The sequence below is a fragment of the Streptomyces sp. NPDC025806 genome (assembly GCF_055558275.1).
The window spans coordinates 1-23,340 of sequence record NZ_JBVHMU010000022.1; the positions used below are offsets into that span (position 1 = coordinate 1).

The following is a 23,340-nucleotide window of genomic DNA, read 5'->3' on the forward strand; positions in this document are numbered from 1 at the left end:
GACCCTGTGGGAGAGTAGGACGCCGCCGAACAAATTTTGGATAAAAGGGAAACCCCGGACCGGGATACGGTCCGGGGTTTTCTGCGTTTACAGGGCTTTTTGGACAGGTCTTTTGGACATCAGAGAGGATCTTTATGCGCTACGACCTGGTCATCTTCGACAACGACGGTGTACTCGTCGACAGTGAGGTCCTCTCCAACACCTTGCTGGCCGGCTATCTCACCGAGCTGGGGCACCCGACCACGCTCGAGGAGTCGATTCGCGACTACATGGGCTCCGCGATGCACCGCGTCCACGACCTCGTGTTCGAGCGGAGCGGTCGGCGGCTGCCGGAGGACTTCGACGAGGTCTTCCATGCCCGGGTCTTCGCCGCGTTCGAGCGGGAGCTCCAGGCCGTCGACGGGGTCGTCGAGGTGCTGGAGAAGCTGAGCGCCGACGGTGTGGCGTACTGCGTCGGCTCGTCCGGGAGCCATGAGCGGATCCGGGTCGGGCACCGGAAGACCGGGCTGGACCGCTGGTTCGAGGCAGGGCGCGTCTTCAGTGCGCAGGACGTCGGGCGGGGGAAGCCGGCGCCGGATCTCTTCCTCCACGCCGCCGAGCGGATGGGCGTGGCGCCCGAGCGGTGCGTGGTCGTCGAGGACAGTCCGCTCGGGGTGCGGGCGGCGCGGGCCGCCGGGATGGACGTCTACGGGTTCACGGCGACGACGCCGGCCGAGCGGCTGGAGGGTGCGAACGGGCTCTTCTCCGACATGCGGGAACTGCCCGTACTGCTGGCTGAGAAAAGTTGAACATCGCTCAGGTAACGGTCGTCTCATGCTTTGCCGAACCGTCTACCCACCAGTAAGAAGCGGCTTTACTGTGCCGCCATGACGGACGGCATAGGTGGGGTCACGAGTGTGCTGCGCTGGGGGCGGAAGTCCCTCGCGTTGAGCTTTTTCGCGCAGGGTGCCGCGTTCGCGGTGCTGGTCACGAGGATCCCCGCGCTCCAGGACCAGTACGGGATCTCGGATGGGCTGCTGCCCGTGTTCCTGGCCGCCGTGCCGATCCTCGCCGGGGCCGGCAGCGTGGGGACCGAGCAGCTCGTGAAGCGGGTGCGGCCGAGCCAGGTGCTGCGGTGGTCGCAGCCCGTCCTGCTGCTGGCGCTGCTCGGCGTCGGAGCCGGCGACGCGATGTGGCAGGTCGCCGTCGCGCTGGGCGTGTTCGGGCTGTCCGTGGGCGCGCTCGACGCCTCGATGAACATGCTCGGGGTGAGCCTCCAGCGGGCGTACGGGCGCAGCATCATGCTCGGGTTCCATGCCGCGTACAGCCTGGGCGGGATCGTCGGGGCCTCGCTCGCCTGGGTGGGGGCGCACTGGGATCTGTCGCTGTTCCTGTCGTACCTGCCCGTGGTCGCCGTCGCGCTGCCGCTGTGTCTGCTGGGCAGTCGCTGGTACGTGGACGGGGCCGCCGGGGCGGAGACGCAGGCGGCCGGCGGGAAGGACAGCGGCATCGTCTTCAAGATGCTGCTGCCGCTGTGCCTGGTGATGTCGTTCGCGTACATCGGCGACTCGACGGTCTCCAACTGGAGCGCCAAGTACCTCCAGGACGTGCTGGGCAGCTCGGAGCAGCTGTCGACCGTTCCGTACAACGTCTACATGGTGATGACGCTCGTCGGGCGGGCCGTGGGGGATGTCGGGGTGCGGCGGTTCGGGCCGGTGACGGTGGTGCGGTTCGGGGCCGTCGTCGCGGCCGGTGGGTTCGGTGTGGTGGCCGTGGCGCCGGGGGCCTGGGTGGGCATGCTCGGGTTCACGCTGCTCGGGCTCGGGCTGTGTGTGATCGTTCCGCAGACGTTCGCGGCGGCGGGGCGGCTGTTCCCGAACGCGTCGGACGCGGCGATCGCTCGGCTGAACATCTTCAACTACGTGGGTTTTCTGGTGGGTTCGCCGCTGGTGGGGGCGCTGGGTGACGCGTGGAGCTATCGGGGCGCCATGCTCGTACCGATGGTGCTGGTGCTCGTGACGCTCGTGTACGCCCCTTCGTTCGGGCGGGGGACGGACCGATACGGTGGCGGGCATGAGCGGCCGCGCGCAGTTGATGTGGGACCCGGCGGTAGCGGGGTATGACTTCGGCACCGGGCATCCGATGGACCCGGTGCGCCTTGAGCTGACCCGGGGGCTGGTGGGGGCGTTCGGGCTGGACCGGGAGGTCGAGGTCGTCGCCGCCAAGCGGGCGGGGGACTCGACGCTGCGGCTCGTGCACCGCGAGGACTACGTGGACGCGGTGAAGGCCGCTTCGGCGGATCCCGACGCGGCCGACCAGGCGTACGGGCTGGGGACCGTGGACGATCCGGCGTTCGCCGGGATGCACGAGGTGTCCGCGCTGATCGCGGGGCAGTCCGTGGGGGCGGCGGAGGCCGTGTGGCGGGGGGACGCGCTGCACGCGGTGAACTTCGCCGGCGGGCTGCATCACGCGATGCCGGGGGCCGCGTCCGGGTTCTGTGTGTACAACGACGCGGCGCTGGCGATCGCGCGGCTCCTGGAGCTGGGGGCGGAGCGGGTCGCGTACGTGGATGTGGACGTGCACCACGGGGACGGGGTGCAGGCCGCGTTCTGGGAGGATCCGCGGGTTCTGACGATCTCGCTGCACGAGCATCCGCGCACCCTGTTCCCGCAGACCGGCTGGCCGGAGGAGACCGGGGCGGACGGGGCCGCGGAGGGCTCGGCGGTGAACGTGGCGCTGCCGGCCGGGACCGGGGACGCCGGCTGGGTGCGGGCCTTCCACGCGGTGGTGCCGGAGCTGCTCGCCGAGTTCCGGCCGCAGGTGCTCGTCACGCAGCACGGGGCGGACACGCACTTCGAGGATCCGCTGGCGCATCTGGCGGTGTCGCTGGACGCGCAGCGGGCCGTGCAGGTGGCCTGTCACGAGCTGGCGCACGCGCACGCGGACGGGCGGTGGGTCGCGCTGGGCGGCGGCGGGTACGCGGTGGTGGACGTGGTGCCGCGGTCGTGGACGCATCTGGTGGGGATCGCGGCGGGGCGGGAGATCGCGCCGGAGACGGTGATCCCGGACGGGTGGCGGCAGGAAGCGTACGCGCGGACCCGGCAGCTGGCTCCGCAGCGGATGACGGACGGGCGCTGGCCCGTCTCGTACCGGGAGTGGGAGGCCGGGTACGACCCGGCGGACCGGCTCGACCAGGCGATCCTGGCGACGCGGAAGGCGGCCTTCCCGCTGCGGGGTCTGCTGCCGTAGCGTGCGCCGTGCCGATTACTCCGACGGTTACTCCGACTGTGCGGTGTTCGGGCGTTCCCGGGGCGGCCGGGGGCCCGATGGACCAGCATTTCTGGGGTGTTGAGCACCGGCGCCCTGCGTGCGCATCTGTTGGCGGCACGGCTCGCCGGGCCCGTGGCCACCTCGCGCGAGGTGAGCCTGCGCAGCTATCGGCTCTTCGCGGCGCGGGACCCGCGGGTGCTGCTCGGGCTGGATCCCGAGTGGGCGTGGGGGCCGCGGGAGCTGCTGGCGCTGATGGCGGACCGGTGTGGGGTGTCGGCGGACCCGGGGCACGTGTCGGGGTGCGACGTCATCGATCCGGAGCGGACGCTGCTGGCGCTCGACGCGTTCGCGGACCGGCTGGGGCGGGCGGCCGAGGCGCGCGTTCCGGTGTTGTTCGGTACGGGGCATCCGCACCGTTTGCTCGGTTTCTACGCCGCGCTTGCGGACGCCCTGTCGGCGGCCGGCTGTCCTGTTCTCACTCCGGCGCAGGGTCGCAGTGTCGACATAACGACCCGGTTCGGTCTACGCACGTACAACCTGGACTACGTACGGGGCGTCGCGCTGGTGCGCGAACCCGGCGCGCGCCCGCCGGGTGGTGAGACCGGCGCGCACACGCATTCGCCGCTCCCGGTTCGGACGGTGCTCGGGGCGCTCGCCGAGGCCGGGGCGCCGCTGCCCGGGCTCGTGGTCGGGGATCACGGATGGGTCTGCGGCGCAGGTCAGTTGGGGTTCGACGCGATCGGGCTCGCGGACACGGACGATCCGGCGCTGTTCGTGGGGGAGGCGGAGGGGCAGGTGTCCGTCGTTGTTCCGCTTGATGACGGTGTGCGGTCCGTCTACTACCGCCCACTCACGCGCTATGTACTCAATCGAGCGTGTCTGTCACAGTAGGCCGCCTGATCGCTGCTCCTCTTCCCCACTCGCATCACCCGCCCCTACATTGGGGAGTGAGCACGCAACGACGTTGAGTCACCGGAAGGGGAAGCCGGTGGCCGTCGAGTGCGGAAGGTTCAGGTGTGACATGGCTGCTGGTGAGAGTAGGCCTCTGAACGAGGTGCAGTTTTTGACCGTGGCGGAAGTGGCCGCGGTCATGCGAGTGTCCAAGATGACCGTGTACCGGCTGGTGCACAGTGGTCATCTGCCCGCGATCCGCGTGGGGCGGAGCTTCCGTGTCCCGGAGCAAGCGGTTCACGAGTACCTCCGCGAGTCCTATGTGGGGGTGGAAACGGCCTGACGGGTCCGCTCCGGGAGGGCCGCGGGCGATCCCCCGGTGGACCCGGAGACCCCTCGATTTCAAGCTCGGCACTCGGGCGGGGTAGGCTAGCCCCTCGTAGGTCGTGTGGGCCCCAATTAGCCCCGCACCGAGTGATTGTCCCTGCGTGCAGGGGTTGTCCGAGAAGTGAGCGAGGGTAATCGTGGGCTCTGTTATCAAGAAGCGACGCAAGCGGATGGCGAAGAAGAAGCACCGCAAGCTGCTGAAGCGCACCCGCGTGCAGCGTCGTAACAAGAAGTAAGCGACTGCTGCGACAAGCGCGCTCTGTGGCCCTTTCACCGATCGGTGGAGGGGCCACAGCGCGTTTCCGGGGGCTTCGGTCCTGCGCCGGGGGTGTGGATGTCGTCCGCCGGACTGTGGATGTGGTCACTTCCTGCATCGCCAGGTCATCACAGCGCAACATCGAGGCGCTAACGTGACCCGCAGGCCATGGCCGTGGGGCGCGGCGGGCCGGACGGAAGGTAGGCGCTGATCTTGGGCAAGGTCGTGCTCGTGACCGGGGTGGCCCGGCAGCTGGGTGGCCGTTTCGTGCGGCGGATCCAGCGGGACCCCGAGGTGGACCGGGTGATCGGGGTGGACGCCGTGCCGCCCGCGCACCATCTGGGCGGGGCCGACTTCCTGCAGGCCGACATCCGCCAGCCCGCGATCGCCCGGGTGCTCGCCGAGCACTCCGTGGACACGGTCGTGCATCTGGACGTGACGGGGACGGCGCTGGTCGCCGGTGGCCGCGGCGCGGTCAAGGAGACCAACGTCATCGGGACGATGCAGCTGCTCGGCGCCTGCCAGAAGGCGCCCAGTGTGCGGCGGCTCGTGGTGAAGTCCAGTACGAACGTGTACGGGTCCGCGCCGCGCGACCCGGCCGTGTTCACCGAGACGACGCCGCCCAAGTCGCTGCCGAGCGGCGGCTTCGCGAAGGACGCGGTGGAGGTCGAGGGGTATGTGCGCGGGTTCGCCCGGCGCCGGCCCGACGTCGCCGTGTGCGTGCTGCGCTTCGCCAACATCCTGGGGCCGACGGCCGATTCGCCGCTCGCCGAGTATCTGTCGCTGCCGGTCATGCCGACCGTGTTCGGCTACGACCCGCGGTTGCAGTTCGTGCACGAGGACGACGTCATCGAGGTGCTGCGGATCGCCTCGCACGAGCCGGCCCGGGGCACGCTCAACAGCGGGACGTTCAATGTCGCCGGGGACGGGGTGCTGCTCCTCTCCCAGTGCGCGCGGCGGCTCGGGCGGCCGACCGTGCCGGTGCTGCTGCCGGCGGTGAACTGGGTGGGCGGCGCGCTGCGCACGCTCGGGGTCACGGACTTCTCGCCGGAGCAGATCCGGCTCCTGACACACGGTCGGGTCGTGTCCACGGCGCAGATGCGCGAGACACTGGGCTACAGGCCGAAGTACACGACCGCGGAGACGTTCGAGGACTTCGTCCGCAGCCGGGGTCCCGGGCTGCTGCCGCCGCGGGCCCTCGCCGGAGCCGTGGACAGGATCGCGGCGCTGCCCCTGCTCGGCGGCACGCCAGGTCACCCCCCGACGCAGAGCGCCAACTGAGGAGCGCAGGAACGATGGCGGACGCCAAGGTCATTCCGTTCGACGACGACCGGTCGCGAGGGTCGGCAGCGCGCCGCAGGGGGCCGGGCGGCGGCCGACGCCGGGGCGAGCCCGCGGCGGTGGCCGAGGTGCAGCCGCTGCCCGTGCCCGAGCCGGCGCGGCCCGAGCCGGAGCCGGACGACGCCGAGCCCGAGCGCACGCCCCGCGGCGGCCTGGAGCGGCGGATTGCGGGCGGCCTGTCCTTCCTGCGCCGCCGGATCACCGGGGACTACGAGGTCGACGAGTTCGGCTACGACCAGGAGCTCACCGACCAGGTCCTGATGTCGCTGCTGCGGCCGGTCGCGGAGAAGTACTTCCGCGTCGAGGTGAAGGGCGTGGAGAACATCCCGAAGGAGGGCGGCGCGCTGATCGTCGCGAACCATTCGGGGACGCTGCCGCTGGACGGCCTGATGATGCAGGTCGCCGTGCACGACCACCATCCGGCCCACCGTCATCTGCGGCTGCTCGCGGCAGACCTGGTGTTCATGCTGCCGGTGGTCAACGAGTTGGCCCGCAAGGCCGGGCACACGCTCGCCTGCGCCGAGGACGCGCAGCGGCTCCTGGAGTCCGGCGAGCTGGTCGGCGTCATGCCCGAGGGCTTCAAGGGGATCGGCAAGCCGTTCAGCGAGCGCTACAAGCTGCAGCGCTTCGGCCGGGGCGGCTTCGTCTCGACGGCCCTGCGCGCGGGCACCCCCATCGTGCCGTGCTCGATCGTCGGGGCGGAGGAGATCTACCCGATGATCGGCAACGCCAAGACCCTCGCCCGGGTCCTCGGCTTCCCCTACTTCCCGATCACGCCTACGTTCCCGTGGCTGGGTCCGCTGGGTGCGGTGCCGTTGCCGACGAAGTGGACGATCCAGTTCGGGGAGCCGATCCCGACGGACGGGTATCCGCCGGAGGCGGCGGAGGACCCGATGCTGATGTTCAACCTGACGGACCAGGTCCGCGAACAGATCCAGCACACGCTCTACAAGTTGCTGGTGCAGCGGCGGTCGGTGTTTTTCTGAGGGTTGGCATGAGGAAGGGCCCGGGGCACTACCCCGGGCCCTTTCTCTTTCGCGGGTGCTAGTTCGCGTCCTCGCCCTCGATGCCCAGGCCGGGCAGGATGCCGGGCAGGAGCGGGGGGAGGGTGACGTCCGGCTGGGCCGGGGTCGTGCTGCCGGAGCCGGAGTGGCCGTCGGTCGGGGACGTGGACGGCTTGTCCTGCGGCGGGTCGAGGAGACCGCCCGCGGCGCCGCCGAGCAGACCGTCGTCCTCCTTGCCGGTGCCCGAGCTGGACGGCTTCGGCTTCGTCGACGAACCGGCGCTGTGCTCCGGGCTCGACGAACCGGACGGCGTCGACCGCTCCGTGCCCGAGGTGCCCGGCGCCGTGGCGCCGTCGCGCGCCGGGTCGGAGGAGCCGCCCCGGTCCGGGGTCCGCGGCAGCAGCGAGCGCAGCGGACCGACCTCTTCGTCTATGGCGGCGAAGACCGAACTCACCTCGTCCCGCACATCGCCGAGCTGGACCGGGAGCTTGTCGCTGAGGGCCGTCCAGGTCTTGCGGTGCGACTCGGTGAACGTGGACAGGGCCTGGATCGGGCCGAGCGACCCGTCCCGCTTGTACGCGTCGCTGAGCAGCCGGTGTCCCTCGGAGGCGTCGTACCGCATGCCGGACAGGGCGCGGCGGACCTCGCCCACCGACTCGTGGTCCAGCTGCCCGGTGCGACCGCCACGGTCCATCAGGCGGCGCGCCTCGCTGAGCCGGATCGACGCCTGGTCCAGGTAGATCTGCCCGCGGTCGGAGTCGCTGTCGGCCATGCCGAGCTTGACGTCCTCCATGCCGCGCTTCAGCCCGTAGAGCGAGTCACCGGGCAGCGCGTCGGAACTGGCCGCGGCCACTCCACTGAACGCACCCGCGGCCACGCCCACCGTGAGGCCGCCCGCGGCGATGCCCTTGGACAGGCGCGAGCGGGGACGGAGCTTGCCGAGCGGGGTCGCCCGGTGGGCGCCCTTGCTCCTGCGCTGCTCGGGTACGGCCGGATTGGCGCCCTCCTTGAACATGGCCTCCATGGCGGCCACGAGCTGGGCCCGCTGCACCACCTTGACCTCGGGGTCGAGCTCCGGCCTGGGCAGCTCGCCCAGTCCCTCGGCCAGGGACAGCAGCCTGTCCTGCCCGGTCTCGGCCTGGTCGCTGTGCTGAGCCGCCGGCTCCTCCGGCTGCCGCGCCGCCGGGTCCTGGTCGGACTGCTCCTCCAGGGCCTGGGCGAAGGCGTTCGCCCGCCGGTGTGCCGATACGTTCGCGATCACTGGCGGCACCTCCTCTCGTCATGACGGTCGACTCCCATGTCGACTCCCCAGGGGGTCCTGAGGGTTGCACGACCGCGCCGACGTGCACCCGATCGAGTGAGTGCGGCCGGTCCGGACGTGACCACAGGGAGCCTGCATCCCGCACAACGAGCGGCGCGGCACTTGGGTTACGCGCGAAAGATGATCCGACCGCGATCCCATCCGGCTTTCACAGAAGGTGAGTTGAGGGTCGCCTTCCGTGACGGCCGGTGGGGTTGTCCGGGGTGATCCGGCGGGTGAATCAGCGCGCGTCGTCGGGGAGGAGACGGGCCAGCGTGCGGACGGCCCGGTATTGGAGGGTCTTGATCGCGCCCTCGTTCTTGCCCATCACGCGCGCCGTCTCGGCGACGGACAGGCCCTGCAGGAAGCGCAGCGTGACGCACTCCTGCTGCTGCGGGTTGAGCCGGCGCACGGCGTCGAGCAGGGCCGCGTTGGAGAGGGACTCCAGGACGGAGTCCTCGGGGCTGCGCTCCACCTCGTTGGCGTCGAGCATCTCGCCGGTGGTGACCTCGAGGCGGAAGCGGCTGGACTTGAAGTGGTCGGCGACCAGGTTTCGCGCGATCGTCACGAGCCAGGCGCCGAAGTCACGGCCCTGCCAGGTGAAGGTGCCGATGCGGCGCAGGGCGCGCAGGAAGGTCTCGCTGGTCAGGTCCTCGGCCGTCGCCTTTCCGCCGACGCGGTAGTAGATGTAGCGGTAGACGGTGTCGCTGTACTGGTCGTACAGCCGGCCGAAGGCATCGGCCTCACCGGCCTGTGCGCGCTCGACCAGATCCATCATGCGGGCGCTGTCACTGTCCGCCGCGGGGCGGCGGGCGGTGGACGTACCCGAGGCGCCGGCGGCTCCGGAGCGCGCTCGTCTGCCGGCCGTGGCCGCGCTGGTGTTGGCCAGGGCGAAGCACGGACCGGTGGGACCGGTCGCTGCGGGGGCGGCGACGGCGAGGGCGGGGACGGCGTACGCGGTGGGGACGAAGCCGCGCAAGCGGTCCACGACCGTTGCGCGCAGCGTAGCCAGGCCCGAGGCGTCAACCCCGACGTGTGGGTACACGGGACTCCCAGAGGCAGAGCTTCCATCACGTGCAGTGCCGGTCTGTTCACCCGTCGTGCTGACGTGTGGGTACCGGATTGCGTCTGAGGAGAATAACGCTTCGTGCAGGGAGCGCTACACCCAGTTGCTCAAATCACCGGTTCCGTCACTTCTGAAGCTGTTCGGAGGTGGTTCAAGGACCGGAGAGTGATCGGTTGTTGATCGATTGGTGTCAGATTCCGGCTGTGCCGGTGACGCGTTGTGGTCGAGTGGTATCAACGGGACTGCCGCGCGGCCGGGGTGGGTAAGCCCACCCGAATCGGCGGGAGTCAGCGCCGGCGGCGGTGCAGTGCGATCGCCGCGGCGGTGCCGCCCGCGAGGGCGCCGACGCCGGCCGCGGCGGGGATGCCGACCTTGGCCGCCTTGCGGCCCGTGCGGTAGTCGCGCAGCCGCCACTCCCGCTCCCGCGCGTACTTGCGCAGCTTGGCGTCGGGGTTGATCGCGTACGGGTGTCCGACGAGCGAGAGCATCGGGATGTCGTTGTGCGAGTCGCTGTACGCGGCGCAGCGGCCGAGGTCGAGGGCCTCGGCGGAGGCGAGGGCGCGGACGGCCTCGGCCTTCGCGGGGCCGTGCAGCGGTTCGCCGACGAGCTTGCCCGTGTAGACGCCGCCGATGGACTCGGCGACGGTGCCGAGGGCGCCGGTCAGGCCGAGGCGGCGGGCGATCACGGTGGCGATCTCGACCGGGGCGGCGGTGACCAGCCAGACCTTCTGGCCCGCGTCGAGGTGGGCCTGGGCGAGGGCGCGGGTGCCGGGCCAGATGCGCTCGGCCATGTACTCGTCGTAGATCTCCTCGCCGATGGACATCAGCTCGGAGACGCGGTGGCCCTTCACGATGGACAGGGCGCTGTCGCGGGCGTCCTGCATGTGCTCGGGGTCCTCGACCCCGGCGATCCGGAACCAGGCCTGCTGCCAGGCGAACCGGGTCAGCTCGCGGCGCTGGAAGAACTTCCGCTTGTACAGGCCGCGGCCGAAGTGGAAGATCGCGGCGCCCTGCATCACCGTGTTGTCCAGGTCGAAGAAGGCGGCGGCCTTGTCGTCGCCGACGACCGGGAACTCCGGTTCCTGCGCGGGCTGTTCCAGCGCCTGCTGTTCCTCCAGCTCCTGGGAGGACTTGCGGGCGGCCTCGGCAGAGGCCTCGCCGGCCAGCACGCTCCGCGCGGTGGCGGAGCGCCTACGGGGTGTGAGCCATCCAAGAGCGGCCATGCGGCGAGCATAGCCAGTTTGTTCGGTGGTTCCGGAGTCGAGGGGATTTCGGGAAGCTGTCGTTCTGTGAAATCCGTGCGTCCTGGGTGCTGCGCGCCGGGGGACAATGGCCGGTATGAGCCCCGTCTTTCGCAGAAGAGAGAAGAAGGACCCGAGCGAGCGGGTCGTCACGCTGATCGGGAAGCCCGGCTGCCATCTGTGTGATGACGCACAGGTGGTCATCGAGAAGGTGTGCGCCGAGGTCGGAGCATCCTGGGAGAAGAAGGACATCACCGAGGACGAGGAGCTCTACCGCAAGTACTGGGAGCAGATCCCGGTCGTGCTCGTCGACGGGGCGCAGCACGACTTCTGGCGCGTGCAGGAGGAACGGCTGCGGCGTGCGCTCACCTCGTAGCACACCGCGTACGGAGTGAGGGCGTGACCCCCGCCCGGTCGTGCAGATCACTGACCGACCAGTCCAACTCGCCCCGAAAGTCGCTTAGGATCGGGGGCGGTTTTGGTCTCGGGGGCGTGGATCGTAAGGAAGGTGTGCGGTTTTGCCCCCGACAGGTGTGCAACGAAGCAGCCCGCGCGCCGGTTCCCGTTACGGGTGCGAAGGGCGCGTGACCCCGGTCACGTTGGCCGGGCAAATCGGACACCATCTTTGTGCACGCGTTCACAAAGACATAGCCTGCATTCGACGGGGCGGTCACGGAAGTTTCAGCCGCCCGCAGCCCCGCTCTACCCGCAGGAGCACCGTGGCAACTGGCCGAACTCACCGACCGGCGACCCGCAGCCGAGGGATTCCCGAGGCCACCGTCGCCCGGCTTCCGCTGTACCTCCGCGCCCTCACCGCTCTGTCGGAGCGTTCGGTGCCCACGGTCTCCTCCGAGGAGCTCGCGGCCGCGGCGGGGGTCAACTCCGCGAAGCTGCGCAAGGACTTCTCCTACCTCGGCTCGTACGGCACCCGCGGTGTCGGCTACGACGTCGAGTACCTCGTCTACCAGATCTCGCGCGAGCTGGGCCTGACCCAGGACTGGCCGATCGTCATGGTCGGTATCGGTAACCTCGGCGCGGCCCTGGCCAATTACGGCGGTTTCGCCTCGCGCGGTTTCCGTGTCGCGGCCCTCATCGACGCCGACCCGGCGATGACCGGCAAGTCCGTCGCGGGCATGGCCGTGCAGCACGCGGACGACCTCGAGAAGATCGTCGACGAGAACGGCGTGTCGATCGGCGTCATCGCGACCCCGGCGGGCGCCGCGCAGCAGGTCTGCGACCGGCTGGTCGCCGCCGGTGTCACCTCCATCCTGAACTTCGCGCCGACCGTGCTGTCCGTCCCGGACGGCGTCGACGTGCGCAAGGTCGACCTCTCCATCGAGCTCCAGATCCTGGCCTTCCACGAGCAGCGCAAGGCCGGGGACGCCGCGGACGAGGCCGATGTGCCGCCCGCCGCGGGCGGTGTCGGTGTCGAGGGCCCGGCCGCCAAGGTCACCAAGGCCGCCCCCGCGGGTGCCGCCGACCGCAAGGGACCCGACGGGGACGTCCCCGCCGTGATGCCGGCATGAGTCTCCTCGTCGTCGGGCTGAGCCACCGCAGCGCCCCGGTCAGCGTCCTGGAGCGCGCGTCGCTGAACGCGGACGCCCAGGCCAAGTTGCTCCAGGACACCCTCGCCGCCGAGCCGGCCGCCGAGGCCGGTGTGCTCGCGACCTGCAACCGCATCGAGCTGTACGCGGACGTCGACAAGTTCCACGCCGGTGTCGCCGAGCTGTCGACCCTGCTCGCGCAGCACAGCGGTGTGGGCCTGGACGAGCTCACCCCTTATCTCTATGTGCACTACGAGGACCGGGCGGTGCACCACCTGTTCTCGGTGGCGTGCGGCCTCGACTCGATGGTCGTCGGCGAGGGTCAGATCCTCGGCCAGATCAAGGACACGCTGGCCCGCGCCCAGGACCTGCACTCCGCGGGCAAGCTCCTCAACGACCTGTTCCAGCAGGCGCTGCGCGTCGGCAAGCGCGCCCACTCGGAGACCGGCATCGACCGGGCCGGGCAGTCCCTGGTCACCTTCGGCCTGGAGCAGCTCGCGCTCGGGCAGCCGGTCGAGGCCTGGGCGAAGGGCAAGCGGGCGCTGGTGATCGGCGCCGGTTCGATGTCCTCGCTCGCTGCGGCCACGCTCGCGCGGGCCGGGGTCGCCGAGGTCGTCGTCGCCAACCGCACCTTGGAGCGCGCCGAGCGCCTGGCCGAGATCTTGACGGAGGGCGGCACAGCCGCGCGGGCCGTCGCGATGGACGCGGTGGCGGACGAGCTGACACGTGCCGACGTCGCGATCTCCTGCACCGGCGCGACCGGCCTGGTCCTGACCGCGGACGCGGTGCGGGCCGCCGTCGCGGGCCGTACCCCGACCGCGGGCGCCGAGGTGCCGGCCCCGGCCGCGCCCGTCGCGGGCCGGACCGCCGCCGACAACTGCCCCGTGGACACGGTGCGTGGCGGTCTCCCGATGGAGAGCGGGTTCTCCGTCGAGGGCGAGGCCGCCGTCGCCGGATTCGACGCCGCCGCCCTGGAGCAGCACGGCGCCTGGGTGGACAACGCCCCGGGCGACCGGGTCAGCCCCGCCCCGCAGCCCTCCGAGGCCGAGGCCATCGCGGCGCTCGCCGCCGTGGGCCGGGTGCCGGAGATGCGCCGCGAGCGCACGCCCGAGCCGCCGGCCCGTCCGGTCGCGCTCGCCCTGCTCGACCTGGCGATGCCGCGTGACATCGACGCGGCGGCGCACCGGATCGACGGGGTGCGCCTCGTCGACATCGAGTCGCTCGCCGAGGCGTCCGCGGACGCTCCGATGGCCGCCGACGTGGACCAGGTGCGGGCCCTCGTGGCCGACGAGGTCACCGCGTTCGGCGCCGCGCAGCGCGCCGCGCACATCACGCCGACCGTCGTCGCGCTGCGCACGATGGCCGCGGACGTCGTGACGAACGAGATCGCCCGCCTCGACGGCCGGCTGCCCGGCCTGGACGAGAAGCAGCGTGCGGAGATCACCCAGACCGTGAAGCGCGTGGTGGACAAGCTGCTGCACGCGCCGACCGTACGGGTCAAGCAGCTGGCGGCCGAGCCCGGTGGTGCCGGGTACGCGGACGCGCTGCGGACCCTGTTCGACCTGGACCCGGAGACGGTCGCCGCCGTCTCCCGGGCCACCCCCCGAGACCGTGAAGACGCGGTAGGCAAGAATCGAGGCCCGGCATGACCGCCGAGAGAGCACTGAGGCTGGGGACGCGCCGCAGCAAGCTGGCCATGGCCCAGTCCGGGCATGTCGCCGACGCGGTGCGCCAGGTGACCGGCCGTGAGGTCGAGCTCGTGGAGATCACCACGTACGGCGACACCTCCCGGGAGCACCTGGCGCAGATCGGTGGCACCGGTGTCTTCGTGACCGCGCTGCGCGACGCGCTGACGCGGGGCGAGGTGGACTTCGCGGTGCACTCGCTCAAGGACCTGCCGACCGCGCAGCCCGACGACCTGACGCTGGCCGCCGTGCCGGTGCGTGAGGACCCGCGGGACGTGCTGATCGCGCGCGACGGACTGACGTTCACCGAGCTGCCCGACGGCGCTCGCGTGGGCACGGGCTCGCCGCGCCGCATGGCCCAGCTCAACGCGTACGCGAAGAGCCACGGGATGCGGATCGAGACCGTACCGATCCGCGGGAACATCGACACCCGGATCGGGTTCGTCGAGAACGGCGAGCTGGATGCCGTGGTTCTCGCGGCGGCCGGGCTCAGCCGGATCGGCCGGACGGAAGAAGTGACCGACTTCCTGTCCACCGACATCGTTCTGCCCGCCCCCGGTCAGGGGGCCCTGGCAGTCGAGTGCGCCGCCACGAACGGTGCGCTCGCCGCCGCGCTCGCCGAGCTCGACGACCCGTTCACCCGGTTCGCCGTGACGGCCGAGCGTTCCCTGCTCGCCGCCCTGGAGGCCGGCTGCAGCGCACCCGTGGGTGCCCTCGCCGACCTTCTGGCCGACGGGCAGATTGTCAAGGAAATGCGCCTGCGCGGCGTCGTCGGTACCACCGACGGCTCCGAGCTGGTGCAGCTGTCCACCACCGGTCCCGTACCCACGTCGCACGACGAGGCGCTGGCGCTCGGGCGGGAACTTTCCGCCGAGATGCTGGCCAAGGGCGCGGCCGGTCTGATGGGGGAGCGAGCACTTTGAGCCCCACCACCGCTGAATCGACCGCCTGTGCACCGGGGCACGTCACCTTCCTGGGTGCCGGTCCCGGTGACCCGGGACTGCTGACCCTGAGGGCCGTGGAGGCCCTGACCCGAGCGGATGTGCTGATCGCCGAGCCCGAAGTGCTCGACGTCGTCCGCACGCATGCCGGGGCGGGCGTCACCGTGCTCGACGCCGAGGGCGCACCCGGGCAGCCCGGCACCGCTGACGCGTCGTCAACTGTCGTCGCGGTCCCGGCTCCGAGGGACTGGGCCAATCTTGTCATGGAGGCCGCGCGGGGCGGCAAGCGGGTCGTCCGTGCGGTGTCCGGTGACCCCGGGCTCGACACGTACGCGGCCGAGGAGATGCTCGCCTGCGCCTCCGCCGGTATCGACTTCGAGGTCGTGCCGGGTGTCGCGGCGGCCGTCGGCGTGCCCGCGTACGCCGGTGTCCCGCTGCGGGACGCGCAGGGTGCCGACGTGCGGTTCGTGGACGCCCGTACGGCGACCGAGCGGTGCTGGACCGAGGTCGGCGCGTCCGACGGCACGGTCGTCGTGTCGACGACGCTCGACGCGGTCGCCGCGGCGGCCGGTGAGCTGGTGGCGGCGGGCCGCAAGCCCGACACCCCGCTGTCGGTGACGGTGGCCGGTACGACGACGCGTCAGAAGACGTGGTCGGCGACGCTCGGCACGATCGCGCAGACGTTCAAGCAGGCCAAGGTGCTGCCCTCGCCCGAGGGGAACCGGCCGGTGATAGCCGTGGTCGGTGAGCGCAGTGCCGCCGCCCAGCGCGACCAGCTGTCCTGGTTCGAGTCGAAGCCGCTGTTCGGCTGGCGGGTGCTCGTGCCGAGGACGAAGGAGCAGGCCGCTTCGCTCTCCGACCAGCTCAGCTCGTACGGGGCGGTGCCGCACGAGGTGCCGACGATCGCCGTCGAGCCGCCGCGCACGCCGCAGCAGATGGAGCGCGCGGTCAAGGGTCTGGTGACCGGCCGCTACGAGTGGATCGCCTTCACGTCGGTCAACGCGGTCAAGGCCGTGCGCGAGAAGTTCGAGGAGTACGGGCTCGACGCCCGCGCCTTCGCCGGGATCAAGGTCGCGGCGGTCGGCGAGCAGACGGCGAACGCGCTGATCGCGTTCGGTGTGAAGCCGGACCTGGTGCCGAGCGGTGAGCAGAGCGCCGCCGGTCTGCTGGAGGACTGGCCGCCCTACGACCCGGTCTTCGACCCGATCGACCGTGTCTTCCTGCCGCGGGCCGACATCGCCACGGAGACGCTGGTCGCCGGGCTGATCGAGCTGGGCTGGGAGGTCGACGACGTCACGGCGTACCGCACCGTGCGCGCGTCGCCGCCGCCGGCGGAGACCCGTGAGGCGATCAAGGGCGGCGGCTTCGACGCCGTGCTGTTCACGTCGTCCTCGACGGTCCGCAACCTGGTCGGCATCGCGGGCAAGCCGCACAACGTGACGGTGATCGCGTGCATCGGCCCGGCCACGGCGAAGACCGCCGAGGAGCATGGGCTGCGGGTCGACGTCATGGCTCCGGAGCCGTCCGTGCACAAGCTGGCGGCGGCGCTGGCGGAGTTCGGGGCGCGCCGTCGGGACGCGGCCGTGGAGGCCGGGGACCCGGTGACGCGGCCGAGCGAGCGGCGGCCGGGTGCGCGGAGGCGGCGGGCCGCGCCGTAGCGTGAAGATGTGGGCGCCGCCTCCCGTGCCGTTGCCCGGCACCGGGGGCTGTGCCCACCCGTTCCGCCGTGCGGAACGCCTGCCCACAGCAGGCCCAGTACCTTGAGGAGTTATTCGGTGACCCAGTACGGCTCTTTCCCCGGTACCCGGCCCCGGCGGCTGCGGACGACTCCCGTCATGCGTCGCATGGTCGCCGAGACGCGGCTGCATCCGGCCGATCTGATCCTGCCCGCGTTCGTGCGCGAGGGGATCGACGCCCCGGTCGAGATCGGGTCCATGCCCGGCGTGTACCAGCACACCCGTGACTCCCTGAAGAAGGCGGCGGCCGAGGCCGTCGAGGCGGGCGTCTCCGGGATCATGCTGTTCGGCGTGCCGCTGGACGAGAAGAAGGACGGCGCCGGCACGGTCGGCACCGACCCCGACGGGATTCTCCAGGTGGCGCTGCGGGACGTGCGGGCGGAGGTCGGCGACGACCTGCTCGTCATGTCGGACCTGTGCCTCGACGAGTTCACCGACCACGGCCACTGCGGCGTCCTTGACGAGCACGGCCGGGTCGACAACGACGCCACTTTGGAGCGGTACGCGGAGATGGCGCAGGTCCAGGCCGACGCGGGCGCCCATGTGGTGGGCCCGAGCGGCATGATGGACGGCCAGATCGGCGTCGTCCGTGACGCCCTCGACCAGATCGGCCGCGACGACGTCGCGATCCTCGCCTACACGGCGAAGTACTCCTCCGCCTTCTACGGCCCGTTCCGCGAGGCCGTCGGGTCCTCGCTCCGGGGCGACCGCAAGACGTACCAGCAGGACCCGGCGAACGCGCGGGAGTCGCTGCGGGAGCTGGCGCTCGACCTCGAAGAGGGCGCCGACATGGTCATGGTCAAGCCGGCCGGACCGTACCTCGACATCCTGGCCAAGGTCGCCGAGGCCTCCGACGTGCCGGTCGCCGCGTACCAGATCAGCGGTGAGTACGCGATGATCGAGGCGGCGGCGCAGCGCGGCTGGATCGAGCGGGACCGGGCGATCATGGAGTCGCTGACTGGCATCAAGCGGGCCGGGGCGAGCATGATCCTCACGTACTGGGCGACCGAGGTGGCCCAGCAGTTGGACTGACCCTTGAGGGGTCCGCGCGGCAGAATCGCGGTATGACGACGATCTCCGCGCGCGCCCTCAACCGGTCGACACTGGCACGGCAGTTGCTCCTGGAGCGCGCCGGAGTATCGGCCGAGGACGCGGTACGGCGGGTTGTGGCGCTTCAGGCGCAGCAGCCCGCTTCGCCGTATGTGGCCCTGTGGAACCGGGTGGAGGGTTTCGAGGCGTCGGCGCTGGACGCCCTGTTCGCCGACTACCGGGTCGTGAAGTCGACGATGATGCGGATCACGCTGCACGCGGTGCACGTCGACGACTATCCGGCGCTGCGGGCGGCCGTGGAGCCGACGGTGCGCGGGGCGCGGCTGCGGGACCGGCGGTTCCGGGACTCGGGGCTGACGGAGGCGGACGCGGCGCGGCTGCTGCCGGAGCTGCTGGCACGCGCCGAACGGCCGTGTGGTGGGCCGGAGTTGAAGGACTGGCTGGTCGGGGCGGCCGGGATCGAGGAGCCGGTCGCGCTGCCCGCCTGGCGGATGCTGCGCCAGCACGCGCCGCTGTGGCACGCCCCGGTCGCCGACGCGCCGTGGGCATATGTGGGCAACGGCGGGCAGGAGTTCGTGGCGGCGGGGGCGGACCGCCGGCCCGCCCTGGAGGGGGACGAGGCCGCGGCGGCGGGGATGCGGGCGCTGGTCCTGCGCTATCTGGAGGGGTTCGGTCCGGCGACCGTGTCGGACGTGGCGCAGTTCGGGCTCGTGCAGAAGGGGCGGGTGCGGGCGGCCCTGCGTGAACTCGGGGAGGCAGTGCGGGAGTTGAAGGGGGAGGGCGAGGTGCTGTACGACGTGCCGGGCGGGGTCGTGCCGGACGAGGACGTCGTGGCGCCGGTGCGGTTGCTGCCGATGTGGGACAGCGTGCTGCTCGCCTACGCGGACCGGGGCCGGGTGATCCCGGCGGAGTACCGCAAGCACGTGACCCGGGTGAACGGGGATGTGCTGCCGACGGTGCTGGTGGACGGGTACGTGGCCGGGGTCTGGCGGGTGGCCGATGGCGGGGCCGGGATCGAGGTGGGGGCGTTCCGGGAGTTGCCGGGGGCGGCGTGGGAGGAACTGGAGGCCGAGGCGCGGGGGTTGTTCGCGTTCCTCTCCGCGCGGGACGTGTCCGCGTACCGGCGTTACGACCACTGGTGGGTCAAGGGGCTGCCGGTGACGCGGACGCGGGTCCTGGCGGCCTGAGCCTTACTGCTTGCCGGTGCCGACGGGGTCGACCATGACGCCCTGCTCGGGGTGGGAGCCGTCGGTGACCGGGAGGCTGAGGCTGAACGGGATCGTCTTGGAGTGCGTCTCGTTCGGGGGCGTGATCACGAGCTGGGTGACCTTCACGCCGGAGCCGCCGCTGTCGTTGCGCGGGGTGTGCAGGGTGAAGCGGGTGGCTTCGCCGTTCTGGAGGACGACGGAGGGGGCGGCGTTCTCGGTGCGGCCCGCGCTGATCGTGTCGTCGTCGGCGGTCTTGAGGTCGACCCCGGCGAAGCCCTTGAGGTTGCAGGCGTCGCTGGTGTTCTTGAGGCTGACCAGGACGTCGCCCTCGCCCATGCCGTGGGTGGCGGTGATGGTGAGGTTGGCGGTCTTGCAGGGGCCGGTGTTGATCTGGCCGCCGCCGCTGCCCTTGTCGTCGCCGGTGCCGCCGGTGCCGCCGGTGGTGCTGCCGGTGCCCGTGCTGCCTGTGCTGCCGGTGTTGTCCGTGGCCGGGGTGGAGGCCTCCGCGCCCGGGGAGGAGGGGGCGGAGGAGGCGGACGCGGCGGGGTCGTTCGAGGCGGCGGCATCGTTGTCACCGTCGTTGCCCGACTGGCAGGCGGTGAGGGAGAGGCCGGCGGCCAGGGCGACGGCGGCGAGGGTCAGCGTCTTGGCGTGCTTCGACTGGGTGCGCATCGGAACGTCCTCGGGTGTGTGGGGGAGGCGGTGGCGGGTGTGTGCGTGTTCTCGGGCGGCTGTTCTGTTCAGGAGGACCGGGATGGGGGTGGGTTCCGTTCCAGCTGGGACGTGTCCCTGACAGGGCTGTTACACGCGGGTTCGCTCGGCGCCGGGTCACGCGAACAGTTCGTCCGGCGGCACGGGCGGGTCTCCGAGCGCCAGTTTGGCCCGGCACGACAGCACTGCCGTGGTGGCCCATACCCGTACGGCGGCCGGATCATCGGCGCGCTCGGCCAAGTGCCGGGTCGTCCGCTGGACGTCCTCGATCCAGTCGGTGAAGGGGTCCTCGGCCAGGACCGCGGCGAACCGGGTGCGGGCGGAGGGTGTGTCGCCGGTCAGGGCGGCGGCCACGCCGGCGTCGAAGTTCTCCCAGAGGGAGGCGGTGCGGGGTGGACGGGCCAGGAGCCGACGGGTCGCGGAGTCGAGGTCGGCGAACCGCCCCCTGAGTTCGATGACCCGCGCCTCGGCGGTACCGGCCAGCTCCGCGGCGACCGGGCCGAACTGGATCTCGTCGCGGTACGACTCCGTCCGGGCCTGCTGGACGAAGTCGAACGTCACGTGTCCGACGTCCTGCCAGAGCCACATCACGCCGACGGTGAGCCCGCTGCCCTGGCTCCACTGCGGCGACGGGAACTCGACCACGCCCAGCCACCACCCGTGGTCGTCGAGCCAGATGCGCGAGCGGCCCCGCTGTCTCAGTCCGAGAGGGCGGAGCCGGGACCGCGCGGCGGCGGCGACGAGTCGTGACGCGGGGGAGACGGCTGCCATGTCCGGCATTCTCCCCGGTGGCCACGCCTGGCCCGGCCTGGCCTGGTCTCGCTACGGGGCCTAGCCGTTGATGTCGAGCGCCGTGCCGTACAGGCGGTCCACCTTCAGGCGGATGACCAGGCGGCGCTCGGCGACCTGCTGCTCCAGCCACGCGGTCTCGTCCTCCGGCTTCGCGCCCGCCGGGATCATCCCGAGCAGCTCCCGGCCGACCTCGTCACCGGCGACCGTCGTGGCCTCCGTGGCCTCCGCCTCGCCCTCGGCGACCGCGAACGACCACACGTCGCCGCCCTGTACGTGCAGTGCCGTGCGGGGGTTGTTGCGCAGGTGCTTGACCTTGATGCGCTCCGCTGTCGTCGAGAACCGGGCCACGCGGGTCTCCGGGTCCCAGCTGTACAGCATCGTGGTCAGGTGGGGGTGGCCGCTGCGCTTGACGGTGGCGAGCGTGCCGAACTGCTGCTTGGACAGCAGCTCGGAGAGGGCTTCGTCGGAGAGGGGGCGGGGCGCGGGTCCTTGGGTCATGATCGCGCCAACGCCCCTGCCTACGCGCTTATTTCCGCCACGAAGGCCGACCAGGCTCCGGGGGTGATCAGGAGGGTGGGGCCGGTGCCGGTCAGCTTGGTGTCGCGGACGGGGACGGTGTGGGGGAGGTTGGTGGCGACCTCCACGCAGTCGCCGCCGCTCGCGTTGCTGTAGCTGCTCGTGTGCCACAGGGCGTTGCTCAAGTCAGGGCTCTTGCTTGCCATTTCGGTAGTCCTCCGCGAGTTGCTCGATCATGGCCAGGGAGGCCGCCGGGGGGAGCGCCTCTGCCCTGAGGAGATCGTACGACCTGCGGTAGTCGGCCACGAGGGACGGAAAGTCGATGAGCTGACCGCTGTGGAGGCCCTCCGTGTAGGTCACCGGGGGCGCGTCCGGGAAGGTCATGACCTTGATCATGCCCATCATCAGCGGGTGGGCCAGGGCCGTTTCCGGGAGGATCTGTAAAACGCCCTGTGCGGACCGGACGACGTGCGCGATGTGGTCCAGTTGCTGGGCCATCGCCCTTGGCGGGAGGAACGGCTTCGAGACCAGTCCTTCGCGCATGACCACCCAGAGGGCGGGGTGGTCCTCGCGCTCCCAGAGCTGTGCACGGCTCAGGCGAGCCTGGACCTGCGAGTCGACAGCATCTGGGCGCAGCCAAGGCTTTCCGGCCTTCACGACGGCTCGTGCGTAGGCCTCGGTCTGGAGCAGGCCGGGCAGGAGGTCCGGCGCCCACTCTTCGATGGTCAGCGCGTGCTGCTCCATCTCGACGACGTCGGCGAAGTACTCCGCGTGCCCGTTCTGCCGAGCCTTGCGGACGTCTTCACAGCGGCGGGTGAAAAAGCCGTTCGTGCCGAGCTTTTCGTCGACGTGGTGGGCGAGGTCTATCGGCATGCGGCGTTCCCCGCGCTCGATCTGGCTCAGGAACGGGATGCCGCGGAAGCTGCCCTCGGCCAGTTGCTCCAGGGTCAGGCCGGCTTCTTCGCGGAGGTAGCGCAGCTCGGCGCCGTAGAACGAGGGAACGTTCGCCGAGGCGTCGGGATCCTTGCGGGAGGGCACAACTCGTCACCGCCGTTTGCCAGTTGCGGGGCGTAACCAGAAACCCTTTTACGGTACGCCGCGTCGCGCCACTGTGTGGTCAGTTGGTCACGGAGCGCGTCGAAAGGGTGCAGGGATGTCTGGACACAGTGGATACGAGATGGAGGACTGCGTGGAGGCCCTGCGCGGGGCGCTGGCCTCGCACGGGATCACCCTTCCCTCGCTCCGGGTCGATCTGCCGGCCTTCGCCGGGGACTACGCGCCGCCCATGGGGCTCGTCGCGCTCGGGAACTGCAATACGGGGACCGCGCGGCGGCTCGTCGATGCGCTGGGTGGGTGCGGCGTGTGGTGGGAGGTCGAGTTGGCGGCTCGGGGCGAGGCCGTGCGGGCGGTTCGGCGGGAGGTCGGGGCGCGGTACGGGAGAGAGGCCGAGCTGTGTGTCGCCGAGTTGCTGAACAACGTCGTGCGGCACGTGGGGGAGGGCGTCGCGGCGCGGGTGCGGGTCCGGGCGGGTGGGGCGGCGCGGCGGGTGCGGGTGGAGGTGCTTGATCCGGCGGTGGGGGAGTTGCCGGTGCTCGTCGTGGCGCGGGGGGACGACGAGTCGGGGCGGGGGCTCGCGCTGGTCGACGCGGTGGCCCTGGCCTGGGGGATCGAGGTGCGGGGGGAGAGGAAGGCGGTGTGGTTCGAGGTGGGGGTGGTGTGAGTACGCCAGGAGGGGCCGGGCTTGGCGCCCGGCCCCTCCTGGGTGCGTGCTGTGTGGGTCAGCTCGCGTGGCTGTCCAGCGGCGACACGATGGTGGCGTGGCTGTCCTGCGGAGCGGTGGTCGCGTGCTGGTCGGCCATCGCCGGGGCCGCGGCGCCGGCGGCGACGCCCGCGACCATCGCGGCGGTGACGAGGATCTTCTTGGCGCGAGTCATTCCAACTGCCTGAGGACGAGGCGGTCTTCGTTCGTCCGTGACGCTAGTGACTGAGGGGGTGTTTGTTCGAGTGACTCGAACGGTTTCCGTCAATGAATGGCCGGATCGGCGGATGCCCTGGACACGCCTCGGTCGCGGTGGCTCCCCCTCCGGGCCACCGCGGCCGATCCCCGTGCGAGGAAAGCGTGTTAGACCTCTTCGCCGGTCGCGTGGTTGTCGAGCGGCTTCACCGTCGTGTCGGTGGCGTGGTTGTCCAGCGGCTTGAAGGTCTCACCCGTGGCGTGGTTGTCCAGGGTGGTTATCTCCTCGCCGGTGGCGTGGTTGTCGAGCGGCTTGACCTCGGTGACGGTCTTCTTCGTTTCGCTCATCGCGTTCAAACTCCTGTGGTCTGTGGACGAGACCCGCCCGGCGACTCCCCCGTGGGTCGCCGGGCGGGATATCAGGGCTGCTCACCCTAGTGGCGCGATTTCACCACTGACCCGTCTGCC

General features: G+C 71.2%; 26 protein-coding genes. 16 read left to right on the forward strand and 10 right to left on the reverse strand.

Going from position 1 to position 23,340, the window contains the following annotated elements:
• The first annotated feature begins 134 nt into the window (after window positions 1–134).
• The 8 genes from ACZ4E1_RS34650 to ACZ4E1_RS34685 all read left to right on the forward strand — a co-directional run bounded on the left by ACZ4E1_RS34650 (window position 135) and on the right by ACZ4E1_RS34685 (window position 7,110).
• On the forward strand, window positions 135–788 hold the full coding sequence (locus tag ACZ4E1_RS34650) for an HAD family hydrolase (RefSeq protein WP_467547015.1): 654 nt from the start codon (window positions 135–137) through the stop codon (window positions 786–788).
• Window positions 789–866: 78 nt separating this feature from the next.
• Window positions 867–2,102 carry an MFS transporter gene (locus tag ACZ4E1_RS34655; protein ID WP_467547017.1) on the forward strand — a complete coding sequence of 412 codons (1,236 nt, stop codon included), beginning with the start codon at window positions 867–869 and terminating at the stop codon, window positions 2,100–2,102.
• Window positions 2,053–3,228 carry an acetoin utilization protein AcuC gene (locus ACZ4E1_RS34660; RefSeq protein WP_467547019.1) on the forward strand — a complete coding sequence of 392 codons (1,176 nt, stop codon included), beginning with the start codon at window positions 2,053–2,055 and terminating at the stop codon, window positions 3,226–3,228. Before ACZ4E1_RS34655 ends, ACZ4E1_RS34660 begins: the two co-directional genes overlap by 50 nt.
• Window positions 3,229–3,324: 96 nt before the next feature.
• Complete coding sequence (locus tag ACZ4E1_RS34665) at window positions 3,325–4,140, forward strand: phosphatase (protein ID WP_467547021.1); 816 nt, start codon at window positions 3,325–3,327, stop codon at window positions 4,138–4,140.
• A 130-nt stretch (window positions 4,141–4,270) separates the two neighbouring features.
• Complete coding sequence (locus tag ACZ4E1_RS34670; protein WP_188338324.1) at window positions 4,271–4,483, forward strand: helix-turn-helix domain-containing protein; 213 nt, start codon at window positions 4,271–4,273, stop codon at window positions 4,481–4,483.
• Window positions 4,484–4,664: 181 nt separating this feature from the next.
• A complete protein-coding gene (locus tag ACZ4E1_RS34675) occupies window positions 4,665–4,763 on the forward strand; it encodes a 30S ribosomal protein bS22 (RefSeq protein WP_003948845.1) in 99 nt (32 codons plus the stop codon).
• A 233-nt stretch (window positions 4,764–4,996) separates the two neighbouring features.
• Window positions 4,997–6,064 (forward strand): NAD-dependent epimerase/dehydratase family protein, encoded by a 1,068-nt coding sequence (locus ACZ4E1_RS34680; RefSeq protein ID WP_467547023.1) that lies wholly within the window; start codon window positions 4,997–4,999, stop codon window positions 6,062–6,064.
• A gap of 14 nt (window positions 6,065–6,078) precedes the next feature.
• Entirely contained in the window at window positions 6,079–7,110 is a 1,032-nt protein-coding gene (locus tag ACZ4E1_RS34685) for a lysophospholipid acyltransferase family protein (RefSeq protein WP_467547025.1), read from the forward strand.
• Between the two features lie 58 nt (window positions 7,111–7,168).
• Here the strand turns inward: ACZ4E1_RS34685 and ACZ4E1_RS34690 are convergent, their stop codons facing one another.
• From ACZ4E1_RS34690 to ACZ4E1_RS34700, 3 genes are all read right to left on the reverse strand, one after another.
• The gene (locus ACZ4E1_RS34690) at window positions 7,169–8,389 is read right to left on the reverse strand and encodes a DUF5667 domain-containing protein (protein ID WP_467547027.1); all 1,221 of its coding nucleotides are present in this window, start codon (window positions 8,387–8,389) and stop codon (window positions 7,169–7,171) included.
• 280 nt (window positions 8,390–8,669) lie between these two features.
• Entirely contained in the window at window positions 8,670–9,473 is an 804-nt protein-coding gene (locus ACZ4E1_RS34695; protein WP_467547029.1) for an ECF subfamily RNA polymerase sigma factor, BldN family, read from the reverse strand.
• 308 nt (window positions 9,474–9,781) lie between these two features.
• The gene (locus ACZ4E1_RS34700) at window positions 9,782–10,717 is read right to left on the reverse strand and encodes an HAD family hydrolase (protein ID WP_467547031.1); all 936 of its coding nucleotides are present in this window, start codon (window positions 10,715–10,717) and stop codon (window positions 9,782–9,784) included.
• A 115-nt stretch (window positions 10,718–10,832) separates the two neighbouring features.
• Between ACZ4E1_RS34700 and ACZ4E1_RS34705 the strand changes: the two genes are divergently transcribed.
• The 7 genes from ACZ4E1_RS34705 to ACZ4E1_RS34735 all read left to right on the forward strand — a co-directional run bounded on the left by ACZ4E1_RS34705 (window position 10,833) and on the right by ACZ4E1_RS34735 (window position 18,878).
• The gene (locus ACZ4E1_RS34705; RefSeq protein ID WP_188338330.1) at window positions 10,833–11,111 is read left to right on the forward strand and encodes a glutaredoxin family protein; all 279 of its coding nucleotides are present in this window, start codon (window positions 10,833–10,835) and stop codon (window positions 11,109–11,111) included.
• Window positions 11,112–11,454: 343 nt separating this feature from the next.
• Window positions 11,455–12,261: a redox-sensing transcriptional repressor Rex gene (locus ACZ4E1_RS34710; RefSeq protein ID WP_467547033.1), complete on the forward strand. Its 807-nt coding sequence runs from the start codon at window positions 11,455–11,457 to the stop codon at window positions 12,259–12,261.
• Window positions 12,258–13,928 (forward strand): glutamyl-tRNA reductase, encoded by a 1,671-nt coding sequence (locus tag ACZ4E1_RS34715; protein WP_467547035.1) that lies wholly within the window; start codon window positions 12,258–12,260, stop codon window positions 13,926–13,928. The genes ACZ4E1_RS34710 and ACZ4E1_RS34715 overlap by 4 nt, the downstream gene beginning before the upstream one ends.
• The gene (hemC, locus tag ACZ4E1_RS34720) at window positions 13,925–14,887 is read left to right on the forward strand and encodes a hydroxymethylbilane synthase (protein WP_467547037.1); all 963 of its coding nucleotides are present in this window, start codon (window positions 13,925–13,927) and stop codon (window positions 14,885–14,887) included. Before ACZ4E1_RS34715 ends, hemC begins: the two co-directional genes overlap by 4 nt.
• A complete protein-coding gene (locus tag ACZ4E1_RS34725; protein WP_467547039.1) occupies window positions 14,884–16,563 on the forward strand; it encodes a bifunctional uroporphyrinogen-III C-methyltransferase/uroporphyrinogen-III synthase in 1,680 nt (559 codons plus the stop codon). Before hemC ends, ACZ4E1_RS34725 begins: the two co-directional genes overlap by 4 nt.
• Before the next feature lie 117 nt (window positions 16,564–16,680).
• On the forward strand, window positions 16,681–17,673 hold the full coding sequence (gene hemB / locus ACZ4E1_RS34730) for a porphobilinogen synthase (RefSeq protein ID WP_467547041.1): 993 nt from the start codon (window positions 16,681–16,683) through the stop codon (window positions 17,671–17,673).
• A 32-nt stretch (window positions 17,674–17,705) separates the two neighbouring features.
• Window positions 17,706–18,878 carry a winged helix DNA-binding domain-containing protein gene (locus ACZ4E1_RS34735; RefSeq protein WP_467547043.1) on the forward strand — a complete coding sequence of 391 codons (1,173 nt, stop codon included), beginning with the start codon at window positions 17,706–17,708 and terminating at the stop codon, window positions 18,876–18,878.
• A gap of 3 nt (window positions 18,879–18,881) precedes the next feature.
• Here the strand turns inward: ACZ4E1_RS34735 and ACZ4E1_RS34740 are convergent, their stop codons facing one another.
• The 5 genes from ACZ4E1_RS34740 to ACZ4E1_RS34760 form a co-directional block, all read right to left on the reverse strand.
• A complete protein-coding gene (locus ACZ4E1_RS34740; RefSeq protein ID WP_467547045.1) occupies window positions 18,882–19,571 on the reverse strand; it encodes a DUF4232 domain-containing protein in 690 nt (229 codons plus the stop codon).
• A 156-nt stretch (window positions 19,572–19,727) separates the two neighbouring features.
• Window positions 19,728–20,381, reverse strand: coding sequence for a hypothetical protein (locus ACZ4E1_RS34745; RefSeq protein WP_467547046.1), 654 nt, complete (start codon window positions 20,379–20,381; stop codon window positions 19,728–19,730).
• Window positions 20,382–20,441: 60 nt separating this feature from the next.
• Entirely contained in the window at window positions 20,442–20,900 is a 459-nt protein-coding gene (locus tag ACZ4E1_RS34750) for a pyridoxamine 5'-phosphate oxidase family protein (protein ID WP_467547048.1), read from the reverse strand.
• Between the two features lie 20 nt (window positions 20,901–20,920).
• Entirely contained in the window at window positions 20,921–21,103 is a 183-nt protein-coding gene (locus ACZ4E1_RS34755) for a DUF397 domain-containing protein (RefSeq protein ID WP_467547050.1), read from the reverse strand.
• A 1-nt stretch (window position 21,104) separates the two neighbouring features.
• Window positions 21,105–21,956: a helix-turn-helix domain-containing protein gene (locus tag ACZ4E1_RS34760; RefSeq protein ID WP_467547052.1), complete on the reverse strand. Its 852-nt coding sequence runs from the start codon at window positions 21,954–21,956 to the stop codon at window positions 21,105–21,107.
• Between the two features lie 115 nt (window positions 21,957–22,071).
• Between ACZ4E1_RS34760 and ACZ4E1_RS34765 the strand changes: the two genes are divergently transcribed.
• Window positions 22,072–22,638 (forward strand): ATP-binding protein, encoded by a 567-nt coding sequence (locus ACZ4E1_RS34765; protein WP_467547054.1) that lies wholly within the window; start codon window positions 22,072–22,074, stop codon window positions 22,636–22,638.
• Window positions 22,639–22,696: 58 nt separating this feature from the next.
• On the opposite strand, the gene ACZ4E1_RS34770 is transcribed toward ACZ4E1_RS34765, so the two are convergent.
• Window positions 22,697–22,852: a hypothetical protein gene (locus tag ACZ4E1_RS34770; protein ID WP_384620553.1), complete on the reverse strand. Its 156-nt coding sequence runs from the start codon at window positions 22,850–22,852 to the stop codon at window positions 22,697–22,699.
• 188 nt (window positions 22,853–23,040) lie between these two features.
• On the reverse strand, window positions 23,041–23,220 hold the full coding sequence (locus ACZ4E1_RS34775; RefSeq protein ID WP_399128950.1) for a hypothetical protein: 180 nt from the start codon (window positions 23,218–23,220) through the stop codon (window positions 23,041–23,043).
• Window positions 23,221–23,340: the final 120 nt, after the last annotated feature.

Coding starts and splice junctions, on each gene's coding strand:
- ACZ4E1_RS34650 (WP_467547015.1), top strand. CDS start 135: ATGCGCTACGACCTGGTCATCTTCGACAACGACGGTGTACTCGTCGAC.
- ACZ4E1_RS34655 (WP_467547017.1), top strand. CDS start 867: ATGACGGACGGCATAGGTGGGGTCACGAGTGTGCTGCGCTGGGGGCGG.
- ACZ4E1_RS34660 (WP_467547019.1), top strand. CDS start 2,053: ATGAGCGGCCGCGCGCAGTTGATGTGGGACCCGGCGGTAGCGGGGTAT.
- ACZ4E1_RS34670 (WP_188338324.1), top strand. CDS start 4,271: ATGGCTGCTGGTGAGAGTAGGCCTCTGAACGAGGTGCAGTTTTTGACC.
- ACZ4E1_RS34685 (WP_467547025.1), top strand. CDS start 6,079: ATGGCGGACGCCAAGGTCATTCCGTTCGACGACGACCGGTCGCGAGGG.
- ACZ4E1_RS34700 (WP_467547031.1), bottom strand. CDS start 10,717: ATGGCCGCTCTTGGATGGCTCACACCCCGTAGGCGCTCCGCCACCGCG.
- ACZ4E1_RS34705 (WP_188338330.1), top strand. CDS start 10,833: ATGAGCCCCGTCTTTCGCAGAAGAGAGAAGAAGGACCCGAGCGAGCGG.
- ACZ4E1_RS34715 (WP_467547035.1), top strand. CDS start 12,258: ATGAGTCTCCTCGTCGTCGGGCTGAGCCACCGCAGCGCCCCGGTCAGC.
- hemC (WP_467547037.1), top strand. CDS start 13,925: ATGACCGCCGAGAGAGCACTGAGGCTGGGGACGCGCCGCAGCAAGCTG.
- ACZ4E1_RS34735 (WP_467547043.1), top strand. CDS start 17,706: ATGACGACGATCTCCGCGCGCGCCCTCAACCGGTCGACACTGGCACGG.
- ACZ4E1_RS34740 (WP_467547045.1), bottom strand. CDS start 19,571: ATGCGCACCCAGTCGAAGCACGCCAAGACGCTGACCCTCGCCGCCGTC.
- ACZ4E1_RS34745 (WP_467547046.1), bottom strand. CDS start 20,381: ATGGCAGCCGTCTCCCCCGCGTCACGACTCGTCGCCGCCGCCGCGCGG.
- ACZ4E1_RS34750 (WP_467547048.1), bottom strand. CDS start 20,900: ATGACCCAAGGACCCGCGCCCCGCCCCCTCTCCGACGAAGCCCTCTCC.
- ACZ4E1_RS34765 (WP_467547054.1), top strand. CDS start 22,072: ATGTCTGGACACAGTGGATACGAGATGGAGGACTGCGTGGAGGCCCTG.
- ACZ4E1_RS34770 (WP_384620553.1), bottom strand. CDS start 22,852: ATGACTCGCGCCAAGAAGATCCTCGTCACCGCCGCGATGGTCGCGGGC.
- ACZ4E1_RS34775 (WP_399128950.1), bottom strand. CDS start 23,220: ATGAGCGAAACGAAGAAGACCGTCACCGAGGTCAAGCCGCTCGACAAC.